Genomic DNA, 23,829 nt, shown 5'->3' with positions numbered 1-23,829 from the left:
TTACGAGTAATGCCCAAATGAACAAAGCTTTTATGCCCAACTATAATTATAGTTCGTTTTACTTGCGTTACTTTGACGGTAATCATTGCACGGCTTTAGATCCTACCGTACTTCCAACATTAATTATATTATATAAAATGAATCTTCACTATAAATCTCATGAATGTCTAAAGGTTACAATATGTATATTGAACTATATACATCTTGATAAATCGTGAAATTAACGTGGCAATTAAAAATTTTTATTTAGAAATAAAAAAGGCTGAAAAATCAGCCTTTAATAATTTAGACTCTAAATTACAGATTGTCTAAAAAGCGCTCTGCGTCTAATGCTGCCATGCAGCCGGTACCAGCAGAGGTAATTGCTTGGCGATAAATATGATCAGACACATCACCAGCGGCAAAAACACCCGGTACGCTAGTTTGAGTTGCGTTACCGTTTAAGCCAGATTCAACAACTAAATAGCCGTCTTTCATATCAAGCTGGTCAACAAACATGTCAGTATTTGGTTTATGACCGATTGCAATGAATACACCTGCTAAATCAAGTTCCTCAGTGGCATCTGAATTTGCATCTTTAATACGAATACCCGTCACACCCATTTGGTCGCCAAGTACTTCGTCTAATGTGCGGTTGTAATGTAGAACCACGTTACCATTTGCTGCTTTTTCAGCTAGACGGTCAGCTAATATTTTTTCACTACGGAAGCTATCGCGACGGTGAATAACGTGAACTTCATCCGCAATATTTGACAAATATAGTGCTTCTTCAACGGCTGTATTACCACCGCCAACTACTGCTACTTTTTGGCCTTTATAGAAAAAGCCGTCACAAGTAGCGCACGCTGAAACACCACGACCTTGGAAGTTTGTTTCAGATTCTAAACCTAGGTATTTAGCTGACGCACCAGTAGCGATGATTAGTGCATCACACGTATACGTACCTTGGTCGCCAGTTAGGGTAAATGGACGTTTTGACACATCTACTTTATTGATGTGGTCAAAAACAATTTCTGTTTCAAAACGTTCTGCATGTTCTTTCATACGATCCATAAGTGCAGGACCTGTTAAACCATGAGCATCGCCAGGCCAGTTTTCAACTTCAGTTGTAGTTGTAAGTTGTCCACCTTGCTGCATACCTGTAATAAGTACAGGGTTTAAATTAGCACGGGCTGCGTATACCGCTGCAGTGTATCCAGCAGGGCCAGAGCCTAAAATTAATAACTTACAATGTTTTGCTTCACTCATGTTTTATATCCTAAACGTTTCTATAGCGTATTAATGTGCCCGATTTTAAGAGAAACAAGGGGGAAGTAAATAAAAGCGCTGATTATTTTTTTGAGCAAATCACACAGCTGTCAAATATTGTGTACTAGGTGTGTACAAAATGACGGTTTTGTATGAAATGTAAACTATTAAACGACTATTAATCTAACTATCATCGTTAATTCATGACCAAATTGATTTTTTTTGGTATGTTTTAGCTAATTTTGATTTGTGGCCCTAAAGTAGGGTGACCTAAATGAATAGGCAACTATGTTATTTTGGCAGGAAAAACCCGCATTTGGGTTGACTTCAAAAGACGTTAACGTCTTAACCAATGCACAGCAGTATCGCACACAATTACTTGCTTTAATCGCAAGCGCACAAACTCGTATATATATTACTGCGCTTTATTTACAAGACGACGAAGCAGGACGCGAAGTCCTTGAGGCATTGCACCAAGCATCACTAGCCAAACCAGAACTTGAAATAAAAGTATTGGTTGATTTTCACCGTGCCCAAAGAGGATTAATTGGTGCTGCGAAGTCTGACGGTAATGCGAGTTTATATTGTGATTATCAGCAAAAGTATCAATCGAATGTACAAGTCTATGGCGTACCAGTAAAGGCTAAAGAATTATTCGGTGTGTTGCACTTAAAGGGCTTTGTTATTGACGACACACTGCTTTACAGCGGCGCAAGCTTAAATAATGTGTACCTACAACATAGCGAACGATATAGATTAGATCGTTATTTTTTAGTTAATCAAGCTGCTTTATGTAATGCAGTTGTCGATTTTATTGAACAGGAATTGCTTAGCTCTGAAGCAGTGCCACGAATTGATATACGGCCACTGACTAAATTTAATGATATTAAACTAGCGCAAAAACAGCTTATGCGCACACTAAAGCAAACACGTTATGAACATGCCGAAAAAGAAAATGATCAACCACTTGGCGTGAGATTATTTTTGGGGTTAGGGCGTCGTAACAATGAACTTAACAGAGTAATCAAATCAATATTTGATACAGCTGAGCGTGAGCTTGTGCTCTATACGCCATATTTTAATTTTCCTGCACCGTTAATGCGCTCATTAAGGCGTTTACTTAAACAAGGCAAACAAGTCACCATAGTAGTCGGTGATAAAACCGCAAACGATTTTTATCTGCCGCCTAGTGAGCCTTTTAGTAAAATTGGAGCATTACCGTATTTATATGAGACTATTTTACTTAAGTTTTTAAAATCTCAGAAGCGTCATATTACAAATGGTAATTTAAACGTCTATTTGTGGAAGCATGAAAGTAACTCATTTCATCTGAAAGGCATTTGTGCGGATCGTCAATATCATTTGCTAAGTGGGCATAACTTAAACCCACGTGCTTGGGGTTTAGATATCGAGAATGGAATTTTCTTAGATGATCCACAGCAATCTTTGATGCCGGCGATTGATAATGAAAAAGCAGAAATACTTAAACATTGCAGGCGCCTTAACGGGCCTGAAGATCTAGAGACTATGGATGACTACCCCCAACCGGTTAGAAAACTGTTAGGGCAGGCTAAGCGAGTTAAAGTCGACTTTATAATTAAGCGCTTTATCTAAATTATAGAAACATAAATAAAAAAGCAGCTAAATTAGCTGCTTTTTTAATGCTTATACCTTAATAATGACTCAGGTATAAGCGATAAAATACTAGTTACGCATTTTCTACTGCAGTGCGTGGGTCAACATATTCCATGTTGAATGCTTCAGCTACTTCTTTGTAAGTCACTTGGCCTTTAATTACGTTAAGACCTTTAAGGAAGTTAGCGTCATCTAACAATGCTTTCTTATAACCTTTGTTTGCAAGGTTAATGATGAAAGGCAATGTTGCATTGTTAAGTGCAAATGTAGATGTACGTGGAACAGCACCCGGCATGTTAGCAACACAGTAGTGAACAACTTCATCAACAATGTAAGTAGGATCAGCGTGAGTGGTTGCTTTAGAAGTTGCGATACAACCACCTTGGTCGATTGCAACGTCAACAATAGCAGCGCCAGGCTTCATAGCTTTGATGTGCTCTGCTGTTACAAGCTTAGGTGCAGCAGCACCTGGGATAAGAACGCCACCGATCACAAGATCTGCTTCTAGTACGTGTTTTTCAAGTGCATCAGCTGTTGAGTAAATAGCTTTAACTTTATTACCAAACTGTGCGTCAAGTGCACGTAGTACATCGATATTACGATCAAGTACTACAACATCAGCACCAAGGCCTACAGCCATTTGTGCTGCGCTACGACCAACCATGCCGCCGCCGATAACAACAACTTTAGCTGGCTCAACACCCGGTACGCCACCTAGTAACATGCCACGGCCGTGGTTTGATTTTTCAAGTGCTTGTGCGCCAGCTTGAATAGACATACGACCAGCTACTTCACTCATAGGAGCAAGAAGTGGTAAACCACCGCGAGAATCAGTGACTGTTTCGTAAGCGATACAGATTGACTTGCTCTTAACAAGGTCTTCAGTTTGTGGAAGATCCGGTGCAAGGTGAAGGTAAGTGAAAAGAATTTGGTCTTCACGAAGCATTGCACGTTCAACAGCTTGTGGCTCTTTTACTTTTACAATCATTTCTGCTTTAGCGAAAACATCAGCAGCAGTAGGTAAAATTTCAGCACCTGCAAGCGTGTAGTCTTCATCAGTAAAACCAATGCCCATACCTGCATTAGTTTCAACAATCACTTGGTGGCCGTGATTTACTAATTCACGAACACTCGCAGGAACCATACCTACACGGTATTCATGGTTTTTAATTTCTTTAGGTACACCAATAATCATAATCTTTGCCTTGTTGGAACGGGATAAAATTTTTCACTATTATATTCATCATAAGCCAGTGTGTCTCACCTTTTTTAAGGTGTTATCTAGTGATATAATCTAAATATAGACTTTAAACAGCGTAAAAAACTAGTTGGTATTATGCATGAGTTATTAGACCGAATTGACCGTAAAATTTTGATGGAATTACAACTCGATGGACGTGTTTCTAACGTTGAACTAGCAAGGCGTGTTGGTCTCAGTGCCACGCCCTGCCTAGAGCGCGTAAAAAAACTTGAACGCGAAGGTTACATTGTAGGATATAAAGCAGTTGTTGACCCAGCTAAGTTAGGACAGGGGTTATCGGTGTATGTTGAAGTGACCATTACTAAAACGTCGCCAGATGTATTTGATGAATTTAGCGCGGCGGTTAAAAAGCACGATGAAATCATAGAATGTCATTTGGTATCAGGTAATTTCGACTTTTTACTCAAAACACGGGTTAATGATATGTCAGAGTACCGTGGCGTGCTTGGTGATATACTTTTGAAGTTACCTAATGTCAGTGAAAGTCGGACATATGTGGTGATGGAAGAAGTGAAAGGAGAGCAAGGCGTAATCATTCGGCCCTATATCGCTTAAATCGAAAAAGCCGTTCATAATCGGCTAAGCAGTTAGTGTATATGATAAAGTGCAACAAAAAGTATTTCCTGCTAAGGTATTCTATTGCTGGACAATGAAGATACTGAAATAAGAAAAATGAGGAATAGGGAATTATGCGCCTAAACGGTGTGCAAAGGCTATTAGAAACAGGGCTAATTATAAGCAGCTTTGCTGCAATATTCATATTATGTGCATTAATTAGCTTTGATCCTGCTGATCCTTCGTGGTCTCAAACAGGTGAATTTCATCAAGTAAATAATGTAACAGGCGCCGCAGGTGCTTGGATAGCTGATATTTTATTACTCACCTTTGGTTGGTTGGCTTATTTAGTGCCTGCTGCAATTCAAGTATTTGGTTATTTATTGTTTAAACAACCTCACAAAATTTTTCAGCTTGATTACACCACGCTTGCCTTAAGAGTGATTGGCTTTGCATTATTTATTACCTCTGCGACTGCTATTAGCAGTATAAATTTTGACGATATTTATAACTTTTCATCCGGTGGGGTAGTAGGGGACGTGATTGCAGGCGCAATGATGCCAGCATTCAACTTTACTGGTACATCTATATTATTGCTGTGCTTCTTTTTTGCAGGTTTAACATTGCTTACGGGCGTATCTTGGGTGCAGTTTGTCGACTTTTTAGGTGACTGGGTTGTCCGAATTTACAAGTATATTGTGTCAAAAATTCGTGGTTGGCTAAATCGTGAGCGTAAAGCCATTGAAGCAGACGATGAAGTAATTGTAGATGAAACTCAAGCGCAAACCAACGCGATTACATTTAATGATGCCCCTAAAACAGAGCAATCACCAAAGCGTTTTACCGCAGATCAAATGCAGAGCCAACCACAACATAATGCGTTTGATGATCTCGATGACATCCTTGATCAAGAAATCAACTTTAGCGCCATAGATGATGAGCCAATGGACACTGCTGCCGCATTAAACGCACTTGATCAAAGCCATGTAGCGGAGCCTGAAAAACCAGTAACAACGGTTGTTTCACCAGCAAGACCTATGCCTAAGCCAAAAAGTACGTATCAGCCACCACCAACAGCGAAAGAAAAGTTTGAGCAGTTATTAGATGAAAAGCCGCCGAGTGCGCCATTACCAACCCTTGATTTACTAGACAGGCCAGACAAAGCGAAAAACCCAATTTCGCCTGAAGAGCTTGAAGCTGTATCGCGTTTAGTTGAAACCAAATTACTTGATTTTAACGTACAAGCAGCCGTTGTCGGGGTATACCCAGGCCCTGTAGTTACTCGTTTTGAATTAGATTTAGCACCGGGCATAAAGGTCTCTAAAATCACCGGCCTTGCTAAAGATTTAGCCCGTTCATTATCAGCTGTGAGCGTACGTGTTGTTGAAGTCATCCCAGGTAAAACTTACGTGGGAATTGAGCTGCCAAATAAACACCGTGAAATAGTACGTTTATCTGAGGTGATTGACGCACCAAAATTTGAGCAAAATCCATCACCGCTTACTATGGTGCTAGGTAAAGACATCGCCGGTGAGCCAATTTGTGCCGACTTAGGTAAAATGCCGCATTTACTTGTAGCCGGTACAACGGGCTCAGGTAAGTCAGTGGGCGTTAATGTGATGATATTAAGCTTACTGTATAAATCAGGCCCTGATGATGTACGCATGATAATGATTGACCCGAAAATGTTGGAGCTTTCAGTCTACGAAGGTATCCCACATTTATTGTGTGAAGTTGTCACCGACATGAAAGAGGCCGCCAATGCGCTACGTTGGTGTGTGGGAGAAATGGAACGTCGTTACAAATTAATGTCAGCGTTAGGTGTACGTAACTTAAAAGGTTACAACCAAAAGGTACTGGAAGCCAAAGAAGCGGGTTATCCAATTCTAGACCCATTATTTAAAGACACCGACGGCATGAAAGAAGGCCCAGATGAGCTTGATAAACTGCCTAGTATCGTTGTAGTGATTGATGAATTTGCCGACATGATGATGATTGTTGGTAAAAAAGTTGAAGAGCTGATTGCACGGATTGCACAAAAAGCCCGTGCTGCGGGTATTCACTTAGTACTGGCTACACAGCGCCCATCGGTTGATGTAATAACGGGTTTAATTAAAGCCAATATACCAACGCGTATGGCGTTTCAGGTGTCGAGTAAAATAGACTCGCGTACCATATTAGATCAACAAGGTGCAGAAAACCTACTCGGTATGGGTGACATGTTGTATTTACCGCCAGGGACCAGCGTACCTGTGCGCGTACACGGCGCATTTGTAGACGACCACGAAGTACATGCAGTGGTTGATGATTGGAAAAAACGTGGTAAACCAAATTACGTAGACGAAATACTTAACGGCGATGCCACAGAAGAAATATTACTGCCGGGCGAAGCCAGCGAAAACGCGGATGAAGAATCAGATCCGCTTTATGATGAAGCCGTCTCATTTGTGATTGAAACCGGCAAAGTGTCGGTTTCAAGTGTACAACGTAAGTTGCGTGTAGGGTATAACCGCGCAGCGCGTTTAGTAGAGCAAATGGAAACGTCGGGTATTGTGAGCGCACCAGGACATAACGGTGCTCGCGATGTTTTAGTGCCCAACAGTGGAGCAAATTAAATGAAAAAACTTAAATATTTAGTAGTTGCGATGAGTTGTGTTTTATCTACAACAGCGATTGGCAGTGACAGCCAAGCACTACAAGACAAATTAGCTGAGTTAAAAAGCTTTCAAGCGGAGTTTGTACAGCAAGTAAATGACGACCAAGGTGAGTCAATCATGCAAGGGAAGGGCAATATTGCCTTACAACAACCCATGATGATCCGCTGGCAGCAAGCCAGCCCTGACGATACTTTATTTGTATCAAATGGTGATAAAACCTATTACTTCGACAGCTTTGCTGAGCAAGTGACTATCATGAACACAAACAGCTTGATTGATTCAACACCGTTTGTGTTATTAACCTCAAAAGATCCAGCGCAGTGGCAAAAGTACCAAGTTAAAGCCACTGACACAGGCTTTAGCGTAACACCAAATAAAGGCGTTGAAAGCCAAGTTGAGCAGCTTGATATTGTATTTGCACAAGGCCAAACAGGTCTTGAAAAATTACTGGTTAAAGACAGTTCAGGTCAATCATCTACCTTCACCTTTAGTGATACCAAAGTGAATGAACAACTAGCCAACGAAACGTTTGAATTTACCATTCCTGAAAACGTTGAAATAGACGACCAAAGCCAAGGCGAATAATTACAGTGAGTAATTTAGGCTTTAATTTTTCTCCTGATGTGCGCCCGCTTGCGGCGCGTATGCGCCCAACAAATCTTGAGCAATACATAGGACAGCAGCATCTATTAAGCCAAGACAAACCGCTATACCAAGCTATTCTAGCAGGGCGCTGTCATAGCCTTATTTTATGGGGCCCACCGGGCGTGGGTAAAACCACGCTTGCGCAAATTATAGCGAACCACGCAGATGCCGCGCTGATACAGATGTCGGCGGTAACGGCTGGTATTAAAGATATTCGCGATGCAGTTAGTGAGGCACGCAATAACCTAGAAGGTCGCGGCCAACGTACTTTATTGTTTGTTGATGAAGTACACCGCTTTAATAAATCTCAGCAAGATGCTTTTTTACCCCATATTGAAGATGGCACTTTTATATTTGTTGGCGCAACCACAGAGAACCCGTCGTTTGCGTTAAATAACGCGATTCTATCTCGTGCCCGCGTATATGTGCTTAAATCATTACAAGAAGCCGATTTACATTTAGTTATAGAGCGCGCCCTTGCAAGCGATGATGAACTAAGCACTAAAACCATCACCCTTGCTGATAACGCTAAAAAAGCACTGTGCCAAGCAAGCGATGGCGATGCCCGTAAAGTGCTTAATTTACTCGAACAAGCGATTGATTTAACCACAGAGCAACATGGCCAATATTTAGTGGATGAACACGTATTGAGCCAAGTACTGCCGACACATTTAGCCAAATATGATAAAGGCGGCGATGAGTTTTACGATTTGATCTCCGCGTTTCATAAATCAGTGCGTGGTAGCTCCCCAGATGGTGCCTTGTATTGGTATTGCAGAATACTCGCCGGAGGCGGCGATCCGCTTTATGTGGCTAGGCGCTTATTAGCCATTGCCACAGAAGACATTGGTAACGCCGATCCACGCGCTATGGAAGTGGCCCTTAATGCGTGGGATATTTTTCAGCGTGTCGGGCCAAGCGAAGGCGAACGAGCGATTGCCCAAGCAACCTTGTATTTAGCCAGCGCACCAAAAAGTAATGCTGTTTATGCTGCGTTTAATCAAGCCAAAGCGGATGCGCAAAATGCCCCGAGTTACCCTGTGCCTGAGCATTTACGTAATGCGCCTACTAATTTAATGAAAGACTTAGGTTATGGCGCAGAATATCGTTATGCGCATAACGAAGAAGGCGCGTTTGCAGCCGGAGAAAATTACTTTCCTGAGCAAATTGCCGGCACCCAATACTATTTTCCAACAGAGCGCGGGCTTGAACAAAAAATTAAGCAAAAGCTTGATTACCTCAAAGAGCGTGATCAGCAAAGTGACATAAAGCGCTATGACAACACTTAAGCTATACCTCATGATTGCAGCGGGTGGGGCATCCGGTGCCTGTTTACGCTTTTTTATTAGCGAAACCATGCTAAAACTGCTGGGTAGGGGATTCCCTTTTGGCACGTTGGCGGTTAATATTCTGGGTTCATTGTTGATGGGCGTATTATACGGTTTGATAGAGCGCGAAATTATCACCGTCAGCCCCGCTAAATCCCTTATCGGAATTGGCTTTTTAGGTGCTTTGACCACCTTTTCGACATTCTCAATGGATTCGTTGTTGCTACTGCAACAAGGCCACTTTTTAAAAATGGCCCTCAATATCGTCTTAAATGTGACGGTGTGTATTTTTATGGCTTGGCTGGGCCTTCAGCTGGTAATGCAAAAAGGTTAAAAAACTAACATGTTAGATTCTAAATTATTACGTCAAGATATCGAACAAACAGCAGCGCGCCTAGCAGCACGTGGCTACGAGCTTGATACAGCGACTGTCAGCGCACTTGAAGAAAAACGCAAAACACTGCAAGTAAAAACACAAGAACTACAAAGTGAGCGTAACAGCCGCTCCAAAGCGATTGGCCAAGCAAAAGCAAAAGGCGAAGACGCACAACCATTGCTTGATGCCGTAAGCAGCCTAGGTGCTGAGCTGGATAGCGTTAAAGCTGAGCAAGATGAAATATTAGAGCAGCTTAAGCAAATCTCATTAGCTATCCCTAACTTGCCTGATGAATCAGTACCAGCAGGTGCAGACGAGTCTGAAAATGTTGAAATTTCAACATGGGGCGAGCCTAAAAAATATGATTTTGCAGTTAAAGATCACGTTGATTTAGGCCAAGACCTAAACGGCCTAGATTTTGAAATGGGTGTTAAAATCACCGGCTCTCGTTTTACGGTTATGCGCGGCGCAACTGCACGCATGCACCGTGCGCTAGTACAATTTATGCTAGATACCCACACAGACAAAAACGGCTACACAGAAATGTACGTGCCGTACTTAGTTAACCGCGACAGCCTATACGGCACTGGCCAGTTACCTAAATTCGCTGCAGATTTATTCCACACGAAGGGTCTAGTAAATGATGACGGCGAAGAGCAAGAAGGCTTTAGCTTAATCCCAACTGCAGAAGTACCGCTTACTAACAGCGCCCGTGATGAAATTTACGACGAAAAAGACTTACCCATTCGCTTAACTGCGCACACCCCATGTTTTAGAAGTGAAGCAGGCAGTTACGGCCGTGACACACGTGGTCTTATCCGTCAGCACCAGTTTGATAAAGTAGAGCTTGTACAACTAGTAAAACCTGAAGACTCAATGCAAGCACTCGAGGAGTTAACTGGTCACGCGGAGCAAATTTTACAAGCATTAGAGCTGCCATACCGCAAAGTGATTTTATGCATGGGCGACATGGGCTTTGGCTCGGCAAAAACCTACGATTTAGAAGTATGGTTACCGGCACAAGATACGTACCGTGAGATCTCATCTTGTTCTAACATGCATGATTTTCAAGCGCGCCGTATGCAAGCGCGTTTTCGCCGCGAAGGTGAGAAAAAGCCAGAATTACTGCATACATTAAATGGCTCAGGGCTAGCGGTTGGCCGTACCCTTGTAGCAATACTTGAAAACTACCAACAAGCCGACGGCTCAGTTGTAGTACCAGAAGTACTTCGCCCGTACATGGGCGGACTTGAAGTGATTAAATAAGCTTGTTAAAGCTATAGAGCTATAGAGCTGTAAGTTTTAAGCTTTAAGAAGAGAAGCCGCTGTTTATAACGAACAGCGGCTTTTTTGTTAATCAGGGTTTTAGTTAGCGATAATAAAGTTAGCAAGGGTAAAGTTAGCAAGGGTAAAGTTAGCGAGCTGTGAGATTAACTCGGTGTGAAATCTAAGATTAAGCTGTTGACATTAAAGCTTCTGTTCATCTGTAAGACGTGCTTTAGTGCGTTAAGTTCTTTGAATAATAAGCTGCTTGTCCTTTTTTGAACCTGCTTCATAACCTAGAAAAAGGACTAATTACGCCATTAGCTCCTTGTTGTTTATACACAAGTCACCTCAATACACTGAATTCAGCGTTTAACAGGCGCTTAATATCAAGGCGTTGCTTTGCAAGAATGGCATTCCCTTTTAAGAAGCAATAACGATGAGAGTAAGTTTCTGTAAAACGCCCGAAGAGTTGGTTTAAAAGCGATTTATACTGCGTTATTAATTTTAACAATAGAACCACTATTATTTGCAATCAATGTCTTGCCTAAATTGCTTTTAATTCCAACTGAAACTCGTGTCTTGAGGCGACTTGGGTATCTATGCGTGTAAATTTGTGTTGTTTTAACGTCCGAGTGACCCAACTGAGATTGTACGGTCCTTATGTCAGCTCCGCTTTGTAGTAAATGAGTTGCAAAGGAGTGGCGCAAAGTATGTGGCGTGATAAGTTTGGTTAACTTTGCCATTCTTACAGCCTTTTTAATCGCCTTACGAACGCCTGTTTGGTGAAAATGGTGCCGTCTTATTTCTCCAGTTTCAGGATCGGCACTTAATTGATGAGATGGAAATAAATATTGCCAGCCTAAAGACGTATTAGCAGCTGGATATTTCTTTGCAAGTGCATGAGGCATCCAAACGCCAGCATATTGCTCATTGTGTAAATCTAATTGTAAGTATTCATCAACCTGTACGATCTGATTTCTAAGTAAGGGTAAGGAAATAAAGTAGAAAGGAAATAAAGTAGACACCCATCTTAAAGTTTGTATTTCGCCAATTTTTTTACTAACGTTTAATTAGTATGAAAATTAAACAGAGTGAAATATGGCTATCGCAAGAAAGCGTCAAGTAAGTTTGGTTGATACAAAATACTTTATAAAAACCGTCCTTGGTTTTTAGCCTTCGGCCCAGCATTAGCTGTTCCAAATTTATCCCTAAAATTTGGTCACTGTATTTCACGTTGCGTTCGGCGTGCATTTTTATGTGGCGAAGACCACTTTACAGGGCAATCATATGAGCACCGCAGGGAGTGGGTTGAAGATAAACTGTTAGAGTTAGCTAAGGTATTTTGTATTGAAGTGTGTGCTTATGCCGTAATGAGTAACCAGCGAAATGTTAGGAACATTTAACAACAGCGCAGCTGGCCCGAAGGGCGAAAGGCAGGACGCCTGAAGTACACCCATTTAGTACTCTATGTTGATGATATAAAGGCAAACAGGTTGAATGATAAAGCGATTGTTATTCGCTGGCATAAACTGCTTAAAGGCACCTTGCTAACGCAGAAATACGTAAAAGGTGAAAAGCTAAGTAAATCAGAGCTCATCTTTTTTAATCAAACGGTCAAACAGTATCGCGAACGCTTATCAAGTATTAGCTGGTTTATGCGGTTACTAAATGAAGGTATAGCGCGCAAAGCAAATAAAGAAGATAACTGCACAGGCAGGTTTTATTCGCTGCCATCCATGGCGCTCTCCCTTCGGGCTGCCTAACGGCATTCAAATTTATTCCATACAACTTTGTGGGAAGGGCCGTTCCTTTAGATAAAGAGCAATCACAAGCACTCTTAGATGAAGCCGCACTTGCAGCATGTATGGCGTATGTAGACTTAAACCCCATTAGAGCGAAAATGGCTAATAGCCCAGAAGAATCGGACCATACCAGTGCTCAAAAGCGTTTAACAAGCGCAATAGAAGGTAAACAACCTAAACAGTTACTTCGCTTTGCAGGTATGTCGCGTCAAATAATGCCAAAAGGGCTGCCGTTTGAGCTTAAATCGTACCTTGAGCTTGTAGAGTTAACGGGACGAATAATGCGGGATGATAAACGCGGACATATTGATAATTCGTGCCTTCCTCTCCTAGAAAGGCTAAACATATCCCCTGAAAATTGGTTAAAACTAACCACTCAATTTACACGTGTGTTTCATGGTGCTGTTGGCAGGGCATCATCACACGAAAGTTACTGTGAAAACCTCAACCGAAAACGGCGAACAAGCATGAGTAACTGTGAAAAGTTATTCGGATAGAGCGAAATCCCCCAAAATAGTACTTCCACTGCATAGCGCAGGTATTTTCATGGCTGTCATTTAAGTTTTACAACGAAATCCACTCATTTTGAAACATAAGTTAGTTTTGCAAAGTGATAAGTGCGTACATTCAGCATTTAAACTTTAATTTTGTAGCATCATTTAAATAGATAATTTAAAGTGGGTGTCACTATAGTTTCTATAGTTTCTTACTATAGTTTCTTTAGAGGCCTCACCTTTGTAGCTTTTCAATTAATTGAGGCTTGAACTTGTTGGTTGGTATTGTCCTTGTTGCATAAAGTCTTCTAAAAACCATGCAGCAAACTCATGTCGGCCTTCTACATCGGCTTTGCTGTAAATATCGGATGCTTGTTGACGAACGGTTTTTTCTTTTGTACTTCTTAGTGCGCTTATTTCTTTAAAGCTCAAGCCTTTAAGTAACAACATCGCGACTTCTTGCTCACTGCGGGTTAATGTCCACTGTGAAAATTGAGTTTGAATAACGCCGCTGTATTCATGGCGAGCATCCATCATTGCTTGTGATATATTCTTAAGTTCTTTTTTTGAATGCACTAATTCTTGTTTCAGCGCATTAATATTAGCTGTACGCGCACGAATGTCTCTAATTAAGTAAATAGCACAGGCTGCAGAGATAACTACGATCAAGCCTTCGGAAAAAATATGCCACTGCGGAACCCCTAAACGTATATCTGTTAGCACATCAAAAAAATTCAACACCATTATTACCAACAATGTAGCTGCTATTAGCTTATCTCTCATTAAAACCTCTACTATCAATGCATTATAATTACAATGGACAAATGTACCATGCTGTAAATTAAGCTGTTTTTAAGAACATTACGGCGTATGCCTGATGATTTAACAGCATAAAAAAGTCATGGTTGATTCTATAAAATTAATCAAATGTGAACAAACGAAATGCTGTTAAATTTTATAAAAAAAATGCGTCATTTTTTGCGTATTCAATATACGTTATTTTTCTTCTCTACGGTGGCTTTATTAACTTTTAATCCTGTGTTTGCTTCGCAAAATTTAGCACCTGTAGGGCTTTCTTCACTCAGTGGTTTTGATGTTGAGTTTGCGCCGATTCAAAAAACAGAGTTTATTAACGGGCAAAGTTTAATTGGTGAAGTCAATTTCAAACCCGGGGTCAATTATACGGTACTGTTTGCGTTTGATGTACAGCAGGTTCGTTACTTATACCCTAACGGCAGCATGGTAGAAAAGGGCGCCACTATCGCAAGCGTTGAGGGCAGTGATGTACACCATTTTTTAGATGCTTATCAATCAGCAAAAGACATGCTCGCTATTACTAAAAGCCATTACGACATAAACCAACAGCACTTAAAAAACAAAATAATAAGAAGTTCTGAATGGGTTGAAATCACAAAAAGCTATTTTAAAGCCAAGCTAAACTTTGAACATATGCAACATCAAATGGCATTTTTAAACATTGAGGACAATGAAAACGTGACCTTAGTGAGTCCAAAAGCGGGCATTTTAAAACTCACCAATGAGTCGGGAAACCGTGTGATGGGTGACACCGCGTTTGATATTATCGATGCAAGTAGTATTCGCGTTAAGATTAAAGTCCCTCTTAGTTTTACCAACACGTTAGCGCATTTTAAGCTGTCACAACATTGCAGCTTAAATATTGAGAGCTATGACAATATTGCAGATAAATATCATCAAATTGTGTGGGCGTCGCCAAGCTCAAATGAGTGCCAGCTGACATTGGGGCAAACTATCAAAGTCACATCGGTAAATAAATTAACGGGCTTTAAAATAGCAAAGTCAGCGGTGTTTGAATTTGAAGATGTTAATTACATTGCTTTGAAGTCTGGCGATAATCTTGAGTTACTGCCGATTGAGCTCAAAGGTACACAAGGCAAAGACTATGTATTTACTGCCAATAAAAACCTAGATGATCAGCAGGTACTAATAAGCTCGGTAAGTGCGCTTCAAGGTATGTTGCTTCACTTAGGGAGAGAGTAAATGTTAAACCAGCTTATTAAGTTTTCACTTACTCAGCGTTTGTTTGTTAGTATTTTTGTTATTGTTGCTATGGCCATTGGCGCTAAATCTTGGTTCAGTATTCCGGTGGATGCTTTTCCAGAAATATCGCCCACTCAAGTTAAAATAGTTTACAAATTACCCGGCATGAACGCCCTTGAAATAGAATCGCAAGTAACACGGGTGATTGAAACCGAATTACTGGGTATTCCGTCACAGCAAATGCTGCGATCTATCACTAAGTATTCTATTACTGATATTACCATTGACTTTGAAGAGGGCACTGACATTTATTGGGCACGTCAGCAAGTTAATGAGCGTTTATTAAATACTTTACCCACCTTGCCCAGTAATATTAGTGGTGGCATGGCGCCAATGAGCACACCTTTGAGCGAGGTGTTCATGTTTACCATAGAAAGCACTCACTTATCGTTGATTGAAAAAAGAGAGCTTTTAGATTGGCAAATTCGTCCATTACTGCGCACTGTAACCGGCGTTGCTGATGTAAATAGCCTTGGCGGCTTTTCAAAAACCTATGAAATACTTCCCAATACTTTATTGATGCAACAGCATCAAGTCAGCTTTGATGAAATGAAGTTGGCAATCACGCAAACGAATCAAAACGGTGGCATAGGGCGCTTAGAAAAAGGCAACGACACCTTAATTTTGCGCACTGAGGGCAAATACACCGATATAAGCGCCATTGAAAATACCGTGATTAAGTCCACTCAAAATAAGGTTATTCGGTTAAGTGATATTGCCACGGTACACGTTGGCAGTTTAACCCGTTATGGCGCAGTCACTAAAAACAGTGAAGAGGCGGTACAAGGGCTTATAATTGCGCTAAAAAATAGTAATACAGCGCAAGTTGTTGCAGATGTAAAAGATAAACTTCGCACCATTGAAGCTTCATTACCGCAAGGCACAAAAATTAATGTGTTTTATGACCGCTCTAACTTAATAAATACCGCAATTAGCACTATTACCAGCGCATTAGGCCAAGCGATTATTTTAGTGATAGTGCTACTTGCTTTGTTTTTAGGTGATATTCGCTCTTCATTGGTGGTGTCTTTGTCTTTACCTATGTCGGCATTGCTGACATTTATAATGATGAAGCAGTTTGATTTATCGGCTAATTTAATGAGTTTAGGCGGCTTAGTGATTGCCATTGGTATGCTGGTGGACTCATCGGTAGTTATTGTTGAAAACATAGTGAATCGGTTGGCTAATAATCAGCACCTCCCTCGGCTGCACGTTATTTATCGCGCATGTAAAGAGGTCGCGGCGCCAGTGTTCTCAGGCACAATTATTATAATTATTGTGTTTTCACCGCTATTAATGCTTACAGGGTTAGAAGGAAAATTATTTACCCCAGTGGCGTTAACTATCGTGTTTGCCATGCTAAGTGCTCTGTTGTTGTCGCTAACGGTTATTCCAATTTTAGCCTCGTTGTTATTAAAAAGTGAATCCGTAACCCAGCCTAAAATGGTCACGCTATTACAAGGTTTTTATACTAAAACACTTGCCCAAGCAATTAAAAAGCCAGTGGCAATAAGTGTTATATCGGTCGCTGTTTTAGTGCTCAGTGGAGTGTTATTTCAGGGGCTTGGTAAAAGCTTTATGCCCGTTTTAGATGAAGGCGACATTATTGTGCAACTGGAAAAATCGCCGAGTATTTCCTTGCAAGCCTCGTTGGATATAGATAAACAAATTGAAGTAGCACTGTTAAAAAACACCCCAGAAATCGTACAAATTGTTGCCCGTACCGGCTCTGATGAACTCGGGCTTGATCCTATGGGGTTAAACGAAACCGATGTGTTTATGGAATTAGCGCCAAAAGATACGTGGCGTTTTGACTCCAAAGCAATGCTAATCGAGGATATTCGACAAACCCTTGCGCAATTTCCAGGGGTAAATATTGGCTTTACTCAGCCAATTCAAATGCGGGTATCAGAAATGCTCACCGGTGGCACCGGTGATATTTCGATTAAAGTATTCGGTAATGACATTGCGACACTTGCCTCATTAGCTGAAAAAATCACTGCAATTGCCACTAACATTGACGGCGCAAGTGATGTGCAAATGGCGCTTATTGAAGGGGGTAAATACGTAAATATTAAACTCATTCCTGAGGTTGCTAGTCAGTTTGGTTTAACCACCGAAGGATTAAGCGATTATTTAAAGTCGCAATTAGAAGGCTTACAGATATCGGTACTGCAAGAAGGAAACCGCGTGATCCCAATTGTGTTTAATGCACAAAAAGGCGAAAGCGCAACACACTTTGAGTTATCGTCAATGAGCGCATTAAAGCAAAAGCTAATTTTAATGCCCGACAACAGCCTACTACCACTTGAAGAGGTGGCTAATATTAGCTTTAAAACGGGGCCATTGTTAATAGAGCGAGAAAAAGCAAAGCGCTTTGCTTCTGTAAGCGTAAATGTGGATAACCGCGATGTGGTTAGTTATGTAAATGAACTGGAAGCTAAAATTTATAGCAGCATAAAGTTACCCAGTGGTTTTACCTTGTCGTTTGGTGGCGAATTTGAAAGCCAGCAACGTGCAACACAAAACTTGCTGGTGCTTATTCCGGTGGCATTAATACTAATTTTCATTATTTTATTTACCACGTTTAAATCGTTATCTAAATCAGCGCTGATAATTGCTAATATTCCGTTTGCGTTAATGGGGGGAGTGATTGCCCTGTTTATTAGTAATGAATACCTCTCGGTGCCTGCATCGGTTGGTTTTGTTGCTTTACTTGGCGTAGCGGTACTCAATGGTATTGTGATGATCAGCTACTTTGAGCAAATGAAAATGTTTTCTGCCAATGTAACGCAGCGCATTTTAGATGGCGCAAGGAGACGCCTTCGCCCAGTGTTAATGACAGCCACAACCGCAATGTTTGGTTTATTGCCACTGGTATTTGCCACCGGCCCTGGCGCTGAGATTCAAAAGCCATTGGCGATTGTGGTTATTGGCGGGTTAATTACCTCAACAATTACAACACTTTATTTATTACCTATCTTTTATGGTTGGTTGGAGAAAAAACATGGCTGAACAGTTACTTTTTACCCTAAATGTACCCACAAACATAAAAGATGAAGTGGTTGATATATTAATTGGCATAGACTGCATTACCGGCTTTAACTTAAAAAACATTGAAGGCTACAGTAAAGAGCACAGTGAATTTGATATTGCCGAGCAAGTAGCAGGGCATCGCAGCTTTTATCAGTTTGAGGTGCATATATTACTAGCGCAGCTGCAAACAATTAAAACGGCATTAAGCCCTGTGTGCCAATACAGCCCATTAAAATATTGGGTTACGCCTATTGTTGAAAGCGGGCACCTTAGGTAGTTTAGTTAGAATTATAGGCTGTTGCTTCGAGGAGCCTCTTTTTATAATTAAATAAAAAATAGCTAAAAAGAGGTCACAATATTGCTATAAGTTAATAAAGTCGAAGCCTGCTGCAATGCCCGTACCTACTTCACGTGAGAGCGTCATTTGCTGCTTTGACCCTATAGTTGCGTAATAGCGTGTAACTATATGGTTTTTAATTTGGATTAGTTAAAGAGTAAATCGAAATACAAGGTTATTGAGTTGCTCTGCTATCGCTATATACACATCAAATACTGACTTTATATTTTATATTTGCGGCTAAGGTCGAAATACCAGCTGCTGAGTGTTGGATCTCAGAAACCAATGAACCTATTGTTTTGATGATTTTGTTTATTTTAGTCTGCCCTAATTGTGCTTTTTATCCGCAACCTCAGTATTATCACTTGTAGAGTTTGCACTATGCGTAACTTCTTCAATGGCAGCTGTAGGTTCATTAACCGCTGTAGCTATCTACTCAAGCTGATCTTTTTATTGGGGTGCAATTTGACTTCTTTAACAGAATCACTGTTCAAGTAAGTTGCCCATCTATGATATTGTTATTGAAGAGAATGTTAGGTAAGTTCCCTCAATATAAAAAGGTGCATAGTATTGTGTCTGATGTGCATGTTTATTAGTGAAAATTGAACCTATAAGCGTGATTTATATGGGCAAGGTTTGCGGGGAGTTATGGAGGCAAGTCTGTAAAAAGCGGTTTTCTTAGATAAAAAATTCTTTACCATTATTTACTAATTAACAAGTTGCGTGGAGCGCATACTTTGTTTAGTAAAGTATTTATAAGATAGTTAGCCAATAATCTATAAATATTAATTTTGATGGTTTCTATATGACAATTAAAAACGAGGATGTTGTAAAATGAAATTAGTTACGACTATATGTTTTACTTAAATAAATGGGGTCAAATCTTGACTTCAGACATCAATAATTTTTAAAGGTATGGTAAATACAAGTAATTTGGGTCAAATCTTGACTTCAGACATCAAGCGCTTTTTAAAGAAATAGCAAACGACTCGAGTAAATAGAGCCTGCTTACTTTTTAATAAAAGGCGGAGTATGGCTGTCAAAAAGGGCATGAAGAAATTGACCTTACACGGTCAAACGAAAGTGAATGCATTTACTTCATTCTACGGCAACTGTATTGTCTTGTTCATAATATAGAAAAGCTGCAAAACAGGCTGCATTAAAAAAAGGGAGCCTTTTTAAGCCGAAATATAGCGACTCAAGCACCTGTAACTCCCTCTAAAACAGTCACACATTCTTTTTTCTATTTTACGTAAAATAGCTATACCTGATTGAACCAAAACAGGAACTCGGCTATGGTTGATTTATCAATAAAAATAAATTTAAAACGAGTTAATCTACAGGCTCGTTATAACGATGGAGGTCGTATTTAATATGGATATAGCATTGAATCGGCGTAGAGGTAGTAAAAAAACTCTAACTCTTTTATCAATTGTGGGTTTGTTAATTTCTGTTTATGGATATTATGGACTATTTACTATAGTGTCGGCGTTCAATGAAATTTTTAGTGCTTTTGAAGCTACATTGTCGGCATCATCGTCATTTATTATGGCGTTTTATAAGTATTTTTGTCTGCTATCGCTAGTTGGTGTTCTACCTCTGGTGCTGATTTATCTTGATAAAGCTTCAAATAGGGCAATATGTTCTTTGGTCACTATTAATTTACTAATTATGTTTACCGTCTATTTCCTGACCGAGAATCATTTGAATAAGTCAATTTTAAATATGGGTATCATTCAGTGAATCATTATAACAAAAAAATTGAAAACGGATGTTCCGCAAGAGCGGCGGCCCACCGCTTAATTTGGTGTTATAACTCTAGGGAAAGTGATGCGTAAATTTCTATTATTGGTGTCAATACTGATAGCAACAGGTTGTGCTAGCACTACGGAAAAAGAAGTAGCTCAAACCTCTGATAGGCACTGTGAAAAACTAAGTAGCATTGTTTCTGGCGCTGTTGCTATGAAATGGGCATCAAGACAATCTTCTGAAAACTCAACGGCCAAAGACAAAGCTTTAATGGATTGGCGTTTTTTAGCCGTTGTAAATCATGAAAGCCTAACTGAGTTAGGATTGTCGCAAGATCAAATTAAGGCTCTAAGTAAAGAGATCTTCAACACAGATGTAGTAAATGAAATGTCTTACGACATGCTTTCATTTAAATATTACACGCAAGAAAAGTGCGAAATGTCTCAAAAGGGACTTACGGCTAAATCAATTGAAGTTCTCAAACCTTCAATTCAAAAATGTTGGTATAGCTCACAAGCTATGGATTCTGAGCAATGTGTATCTAAAATAGTGTCAGGTGAAATCGAGTTATAACACATATGAGCCTTAACTCTGTCAATAGTATTCTTTTTGACCGCTTTTATACATTGACGGTCAATTCTAAATCAATAAACAAATTCGTTTACTTCGTCTGTCGATGCGGCTAAATGGATCTAGGAGGAAGAGCGAAGCAGGGTGCAAGAGCCGAGACATTCATCTGTTAACCTCATCATGGCACTATTAAAGTAGGCTGGTTTCATCATTGTTATCCAGTTCGTTTTAGGCTTACGTCTGAGCTTGTATATAGAGTTTTAGTTACCTTAGACCAGACAGTTCAACTGCTAACTTTTGAGAATTAACAATTTAAAAAAGACTAATCTTAGCTGTTATTTCAAAATTAAACTAAACTGGTTCCATGAGTAAACCTTTATTTAGGCTAAATATTGTTGAACGAAAGTAAAATTAATAATATAGAAAGCCCCATGCCTCTAGCGATGCATAAAATAGTATATCATTTGGTCATGGTTGCCCTCATCGCTTTGATGCCATTTTCTCTATACAATTATTTCCTCGAAAACTACCTTATTGCTTCACTTATCACTTTGCTCTGCATAAGTTTGTTTTACATCAGGTTCATGATTCGTCAAAAACAAGCTTATAACAGCCATATCGTTTTTTGGTTAACCATGCCGATGATTTGTTCATTGCTTTATCTTCTTGTGGCTAACAAAGGTTTGATCGGGGTTTTATGGTGTTACCCATCCATCATGATCGTAAATTTTGTTTTACCTCAGCGCACCGCGCTATTTTCTAATCTATTAATTATTATTTTTGTAACCCCTCCAATTTTAAACTTATTCGAATTGGATCTTCTGCTCAGGATTTATGTAACTTTAATAACTGCCGCAATGTTATCTAGTTTATTTGTTAATATAATTAACGATCAACATAATAACTTACATCAAATCGCTATTAGTGACCCATTAACTGGGTTACATAATCGCTTAACCTTACAAGATAATTTGAATTTTGCCATTCAGCAGCACGTCAGAATTTCTACCCCAATGACTTTAGCCAGTATTGATATTGACCATTTTAAAAAGATTAATGACACTTATGGCCATGATATCGGTGATAAAGTACTCATCCAAATAGCTAATTTATTACAAACTCGAAGTCGGTCTGTTGATAAAGTATACCGTCTAGGCGGGGAGGAGTTCTTAATTATACTATTTAACACTAATTTAAAAAATGCACATACTTTTGCTGATGCAATACAGCAAAAATTGCTTGAGGAAGACTTTGGTGACCACTTGGCCCCTACAGTTAGTATTGGATTAGCTGAAGTTGACCAGCATCAAACTTGGGAAAAATGGTTAAAAAAAGCCGACGAAAAACTATATATAGCTAAAAATGATGGAAGAAATCGGATAAAAGGATAACCCTACTTGTTAAATCTAAAAAGGTAGGGCTAAGTTTATCAAACACCAAACAAAACATTCATTAAAATAAAATTAGCATTTTTCTATTTATGTAATATTTGAACCAGACAGTTAACTCGACTACGATTGAACAATATAAATCAACCTTATGCGCTTTACGCATAAAGGGTTTCCCATGTTAAATGAAATTATCGACTTTTGGTTTAATGAGCTTGAGGCTAAACAGTGGTGGCAAAAAGACGATGCGTTAGATTGTTTAATTAAAAACCGTTTTGGTGAACAGCATGACCAAGCAATTGCGTCTGAGTTATCTCATTGGCGTGAAACCGCATTTGGTAGCCTTGCCGAAATTATTATATTGGATCAGTTTTCACGTAACATTTATCGCAATAAGCCTGAATCGTTTGCATATGATTCAATGGCATTAGCGCTTGCACAGTGCGCCATAGTTAAAGGGTTTGATATTAAACTGACTGTGGAGCAGCGAGTTTTTTTGTACATGCCGTTTATGCACAGTGAGTCAAAGTTAATACATCAGCAAGCTGTAAGCTTATTTAGTGATGTGGGGATTCAAAGTAATATTGATTTTGAGTATAAACATAAAGCTATTATTGATAAATTTGGCCGCTATCCACATCGCAATGATGTGTTAGGTCGTGAATCGACCACTGCGGAGCTTGAGTTCCTTAAGCAGCCAGGCTCTAGTTTTTAGCATAAATTGTTTATTACATAATGCAGTTGCTCCATGCACTAGCAGATGCACTTGAGTTGAGAAATATATAGCACTATCATTTAAGATAAAAAGGTTAATTGTAAAAGAGGTCGCTGGCGATCTTACAATACAAATACATCGCGCGTTAATTTCGCACATACCCGATATATTAACTCCAGCAGTAGTAAAAAGCCTGCCGCCTTATTTTCATGGTGTTGTTTGTGATGAGTCAGTAAAATCTTGGCTAACAAAAATGCTTACAGACAGTTGTTTACTTGAAGTTAACAATACGAGCGATGATGAGATAATTGGTTTTTTGTTTATCTCGTCAGATAATAAAAACTGTGCCCACATAGGTTATTACTTGTGCAGGCATTTTGGTGGCAAGGGCTTGCTAGTGAGCAATTGCAAGGTTTTATAGCAAAGATTGCTCAAATAGAGTCATGGAAAATACTTATTGCCAGTGTAGATAATATCAATACAGCCTCAGCTAATTTACTCAAAAAACATGGCTTCTTAGAAAACTCGGTTAGTACCAATGGAGTGGTTTTCTATCAATACGAATTTCTAAATCGTAATGAAAAGCCGACCACAACTTTATAAGAAAGGGATTTTCATATAATACTCCTAAACGTTTAGAGTAAATTTTTATAGTGGCTAATTTTAACACTTGCTTCGTTAAATCAAA

General features: G+C 39.7%; 17 protein-coding genes and 2 pseudogenes. 15 read left to right on the top strand and 4 right to left on the bottom strand.

The window, feature by feature from the left end:
- Window positions 1-297 precede the first annotated feature (297 nt).
- A complete protein-coding gene (gene trxB, locus ACHUE3_RS06085; protein ID WP_394191177.1) occupies window positions 298-1,248 on the bottom strand; it encodes a thioredoxin-disulfide reductase in 951 nt (316 codons plus the stop codon).
- A gap of 288 nt (window positions 1,249-1,536) precedes the next feature.
- Between trxB and pssA the strand changes: the two genes are divergently transcribed.
- Complete coding sequence (pssA, locus tag ACHUE3_RS06080; protein WP_394191175.1) at window positions 1,537-2,862, top strand: CDP-diacylglycerol--serine O-phosphatidyltransferase; 1,326 nt, start codon at window positions 1,537-1,539, stop codon at window positions 2,860-2,862.
- A gap of 94 nt (window positions 2,863-2,956) precedes the next feature.
- On the opposite strand, the gene ald is transcribed toward pssA, so the two are convergent.
- Window positions 2,957-4,078 (bottom strand): alanine dehydrogenase, encoded by a 1,122-nt coding sequence (ald, locus tag ACHUE3_RS06075; protein WP_394191173.1) that lies wholly within the window; start codon window positions 4,076-4,078, stop codon window positions 2,957-2,959.
- A 141-nt stretch (window positions 4,079-4,219) separates the two neighbouring features.
- On the opposite strand from ald, the gene lrp reads away from it, so the two are divergent.
- The 6 genes from lrp to serS all read left to right on the top strand — a co-directional run bounded on the left by lrp (window position 4,220) and on the right by serS (window position 10,971).
- Window positions 4,220-4,699, top strand: coding sequence for a leucine-responsive transcriptional regulator Lrp (gene lrp, locus ACHUE3_RS06070; RefSeq protein ID WP_394191171.1), 480 nt, complete (start codon window positions 4,220-4,222; stop codon window positions 4,697-4,699).
- Window positions 4,700-4,833: 134 nt separating this feature from the next.
- A complete protein-coding gene (locus tag ACHUE3_RS06065) occupies window positions 4,834-7,314 on the top strand; it encodes a DNA translocase FtsK (RefSeq protein ID WP_394191169.1) in 2,481 nt (826 codons plus the stop codon).
- A complete protein-coding gene (lolA, locus tag ACHUE3_RS06060; RefSeq protein ID WP_394191167.1) occupies window positions 7,315-7,941 on the top strand; it encodes an outer membrane lipoprotein periplasmic chaperone LolA in 627 nt (208 codons plus the stop codon).
- A 5-nt stretch (window positions 7,942-7,946) separates the two neighbouring features.
- Window positions 7,947-9,290 (top strand): replication-associated recombination protein A, encoded by a 1,344-nt coding sequence (locus tag ACHUE3_RS06055; protein ID WP_394191165.1) that lies wholly within the window; start codon window positions 7,947-7,949, stop codon window positions 9,288-9,290.
- Window positions 9,277-9,663 carry a fluoride efflux transporter CrcB gene (crcB, locus tag ACHUE3_RS06050; RefSeq protein WP_099294097.1) on the top strand — a complete coding sequence of 129 codons (387 nt, stop codon included), beginning with the start codon at window positions 9,277-9,279 and terminating at the stop codon, window positions 9,661-9,663. The genes ACHUE3_RS06055 and crcB overlap by 14 nt, the downstream gene beginning before the upstream one ends.
- Before the next feature lie 9 nt (window positions 9,664-9,672).
- Entirely contained in the window at window positions 9,673-10,971 is a 1,299-nt protein-coding gene (gene serS / locus ACHUE3_RS06045) for a serine--tRNA ligase (protein ID WP_394191163.1), read from the top strand.
- A 485-nt stretch (window positions 10,972-11,456) separates the two neighbouring features.
- Here serS and ACHUE3_RS06040 read toward each other — a convergent pair.
- Window positions 11,457-11,963: pseudogene (locus tag ACHUE3_RS06040) on the bottom strand (tyrosine-type recombinase/integrase); the annotation flags it as partial.
- A gap of 106 nt (window positions 11,964-12,069) precedes the next feature.
- On the opposite strand from ACHUE3_RS06040, the pseudogene ACHUE3_RS06035 reads away from it, so the two are divergent.
- Window positions 12,070-13,270, top strand: a pseudogene (locus ACHUE3_RS06035) (transposase).
- A gap of 252 nt (window positions 13,271-13,522) precedes the next feature.
- On the opposite strand, the gene ACHUE3_RS06030 reads toward ACHUE3_RS06035, so the two are convergent.
- Window positions 13,523-14,050, bottom strand: a complete 528-nt coding sequence (locus tag ACHUE3_RS06030) for a helix-turn-helix transcriptional regulator (RefSeq protein ID WP_145242241.1) — start codon at window positions 14,048-14,050, stop codon at window positions 13,523-13,525.
- A gap of 195 nt (window positions 14,051-14,245) precedes the next feature.
- Between ACHUE3_RS06030 and ACHUE3_RS06025 the strand changes: the two genes are divergently transcribed.
- The 7 genes from ACHUE3_RS06025 (at window position 14,246) to ACHUE3_RS05995 (ending at window position 23,744) form a co-directional block, all read left to right on the top strand.
- Window positions 14,246-15,286 carry a hypothetical protein gene (locus ACHUE3_RS06025; RefSeq protein WP_394191161.1) on the top strand — a complete coding sequence of 347 codons (1,041 nt, stop codon included), beginning with the start codon at window positions 14,246-14,248 and terminating at the stop codon, window positions 15,284-15,286.
- Window positions 15,287-18,361: an efflux RND transporter permease subunit gene (locus tag ACHUE3_RS06020; RefSeq protein ID WP_394191159.1), complete on the top strand. Its 3,075-nt coding sequence runs from the start codon at window positions 15,287-15,289 to the stop codon at window positions 18,359-18,361.
- Window positions 18,354-18,659, top strand: coding sequence for a DUF3240 family protein (locus ACHUE3_RS06015; protein ID WP_394191157.1), 306 nt, complete (start codon window positions 18,354-18,356; stop codon window positions 18,657-18,659). Before ACHUE3_RS06020 ends, ACHUE3_RS06015 begins: the two co-directional genes overlap by 8 nt.
- Window positions 18,660-20,549: 1,890 nt before the next feature.
- Window positions 20,550-21,041: a hypothetical protein gene (locus ACHUE3_RS06010; RefSeq protein WP_394191155.1), complete on the top strand. Its 492-nt coding sequence runs from the start codon at window positions 20,550-20,552 to the stop codon at window positions 21,039-21,041.
- A 392-nt stretch (window positions 21,042-21,433) separates the two neighbouring features.
- Window positions 21,434-22,429 (top strand): GGDEF domain-containing protein, encoded by a 996-nt coding sequence (locus ACHUE3_RS06005; protein WP_394191153.1) that lies wholly within the window; start codon window positions 21,434-21,436, stop codon window positions 22,427-22,429.
- Between the two features lie 175 nt (window positions 22,430-22,604).
- The gene (locus tag ACHUE3_RS06000) at window positions 22,605-23,141 is read left to right on the top strand and encodes a DUF924 family protein (RefSeq protein WP_394191151.1); all 537 of its coding nucleotides are present in this window, start codon (window positions 22,605-22,607) and stop codon (window positions 23,139-23,141) included.
- Window positions 23,142-23,507: 366 nt separating this feature from the next.
- On the top strand, window positions 23,508-23,744 hold the full coding sequence (locus ACHUE3_RS05995; RefSeq protein WP_394191149.1) for a GNAT family N-acetyltransferase: 237 nt from the start codon (window positions 23,508-23,510) through the stop codon (window positions 23,742-23,744).
- Window positions 23,745-23,829 lie beyond the last annotated feature (85 nt).

This window comes from Pseudoalteromonas atlantica, from assembly GCF_043641955.1.
GTDB lineage: Bacteria > Pseudomonadota > Gammaproteobacteria > Enterobacterales > Alteromonadaceae > Pseudoalteromonas > Pseudoalteromonas atlantica_A.
The sequence above is the reverse complement of the archived record's forward strand: the minus strand, read 5'-3'. Positions and strand labels throughout refer to the sequence as shown.

Excerpts from the sequence above, each read along its gene's own strand:
- trxB (WP_394191177.1), bottom strand. The coding sequence starts at position 1,248 with ATGAGTGAAGCAAAACATTGTAAGTTATTAATTTTAGGCTCTGGCCCT.
- pssA (WP_394191175.1), top strand. The coding sequence starts at position 1,537 with ATGTTATTTTGGCAGGAAAAACCCGCATTTGGGTTGACTTCAAAAGAC.
- ald (WP_394191173.1), bottom strand. The coding sequence starts at position 4,078 with ATGATTATTGGTGTACCTAAAGAAATTAAAAACCATGAATACCGTGTA.
- lrp (WP_394191171.1), top strand. The coding sequence starts at position 4,220 with ATGCATGAGTTATTAGACCGAATTGACCGTAAAATTTTGATGGAATTA.
- ACHUE3_RS06065 (WP_394191169.1), top strand. The coding sequence starts at position 4,834 with ATGCGCCTAAACGGTGTGCAAAGGCTATTAGAAACAGGGCTAATTATA.
- lolA (WP_394191167.1), top strand. The coding sequence starts at position 7,315 with ATGAAAAAACTTAAATATTTAGTAGTTGCGATGAGTTGTGTTTTATCT.
- crcB (WP_099294097.1), top strand. The coding sequence starts at position 9,277 with ATGACAACACTTAAGCTATACCTCATGATTGCAGCGGGTGGGGCATCC.
- serS (WP_394191163.1), top strand. The coding sequence starts at position 9,673 with ATGTTAGATTCTAAATTATTACGTCAAGATATCGAACAAACAGCAGCG.
- ACHUE3_RS06030 (WP_145242241.1), bottom strand. The coding sequence starts at position 14,050 with ATGAGAGATAAGCTAATAGCAGCTACATTGTTGGTAATAATGGTGTTG.
- ACHUE3_RS06020 (WP_394191159.1), top strand. The coding sequence starts at position 15,287 with ATGTTAAACCAGCTTATTAAGTTTTCACTTACTCAGCGTTTGTTTGTT.
- ACHUE3_RS06015 (WP_394191157.1), top strand. The coding sequence starts at position 18,354 with ATGGCTGAACAGTTACTTTTTACCCTAAATGTACCCACAAACATAAAA.
- ACHUE3_RS06010 (WP_394191155.1), top strand. The coding sequence starts at position 20,550 with ATGCGTAAATTTCTATTATTGGTGTCAATACTGATAGCAACAGGTTGT.
- ACHUE3_RS06000 (WP_394191151.1), top strand. The coding sequence starts at position 22,605 with ATGTTAAATGAAATTATCGACTTTTGGTTTAATGAGCTTGAGGCTAAA.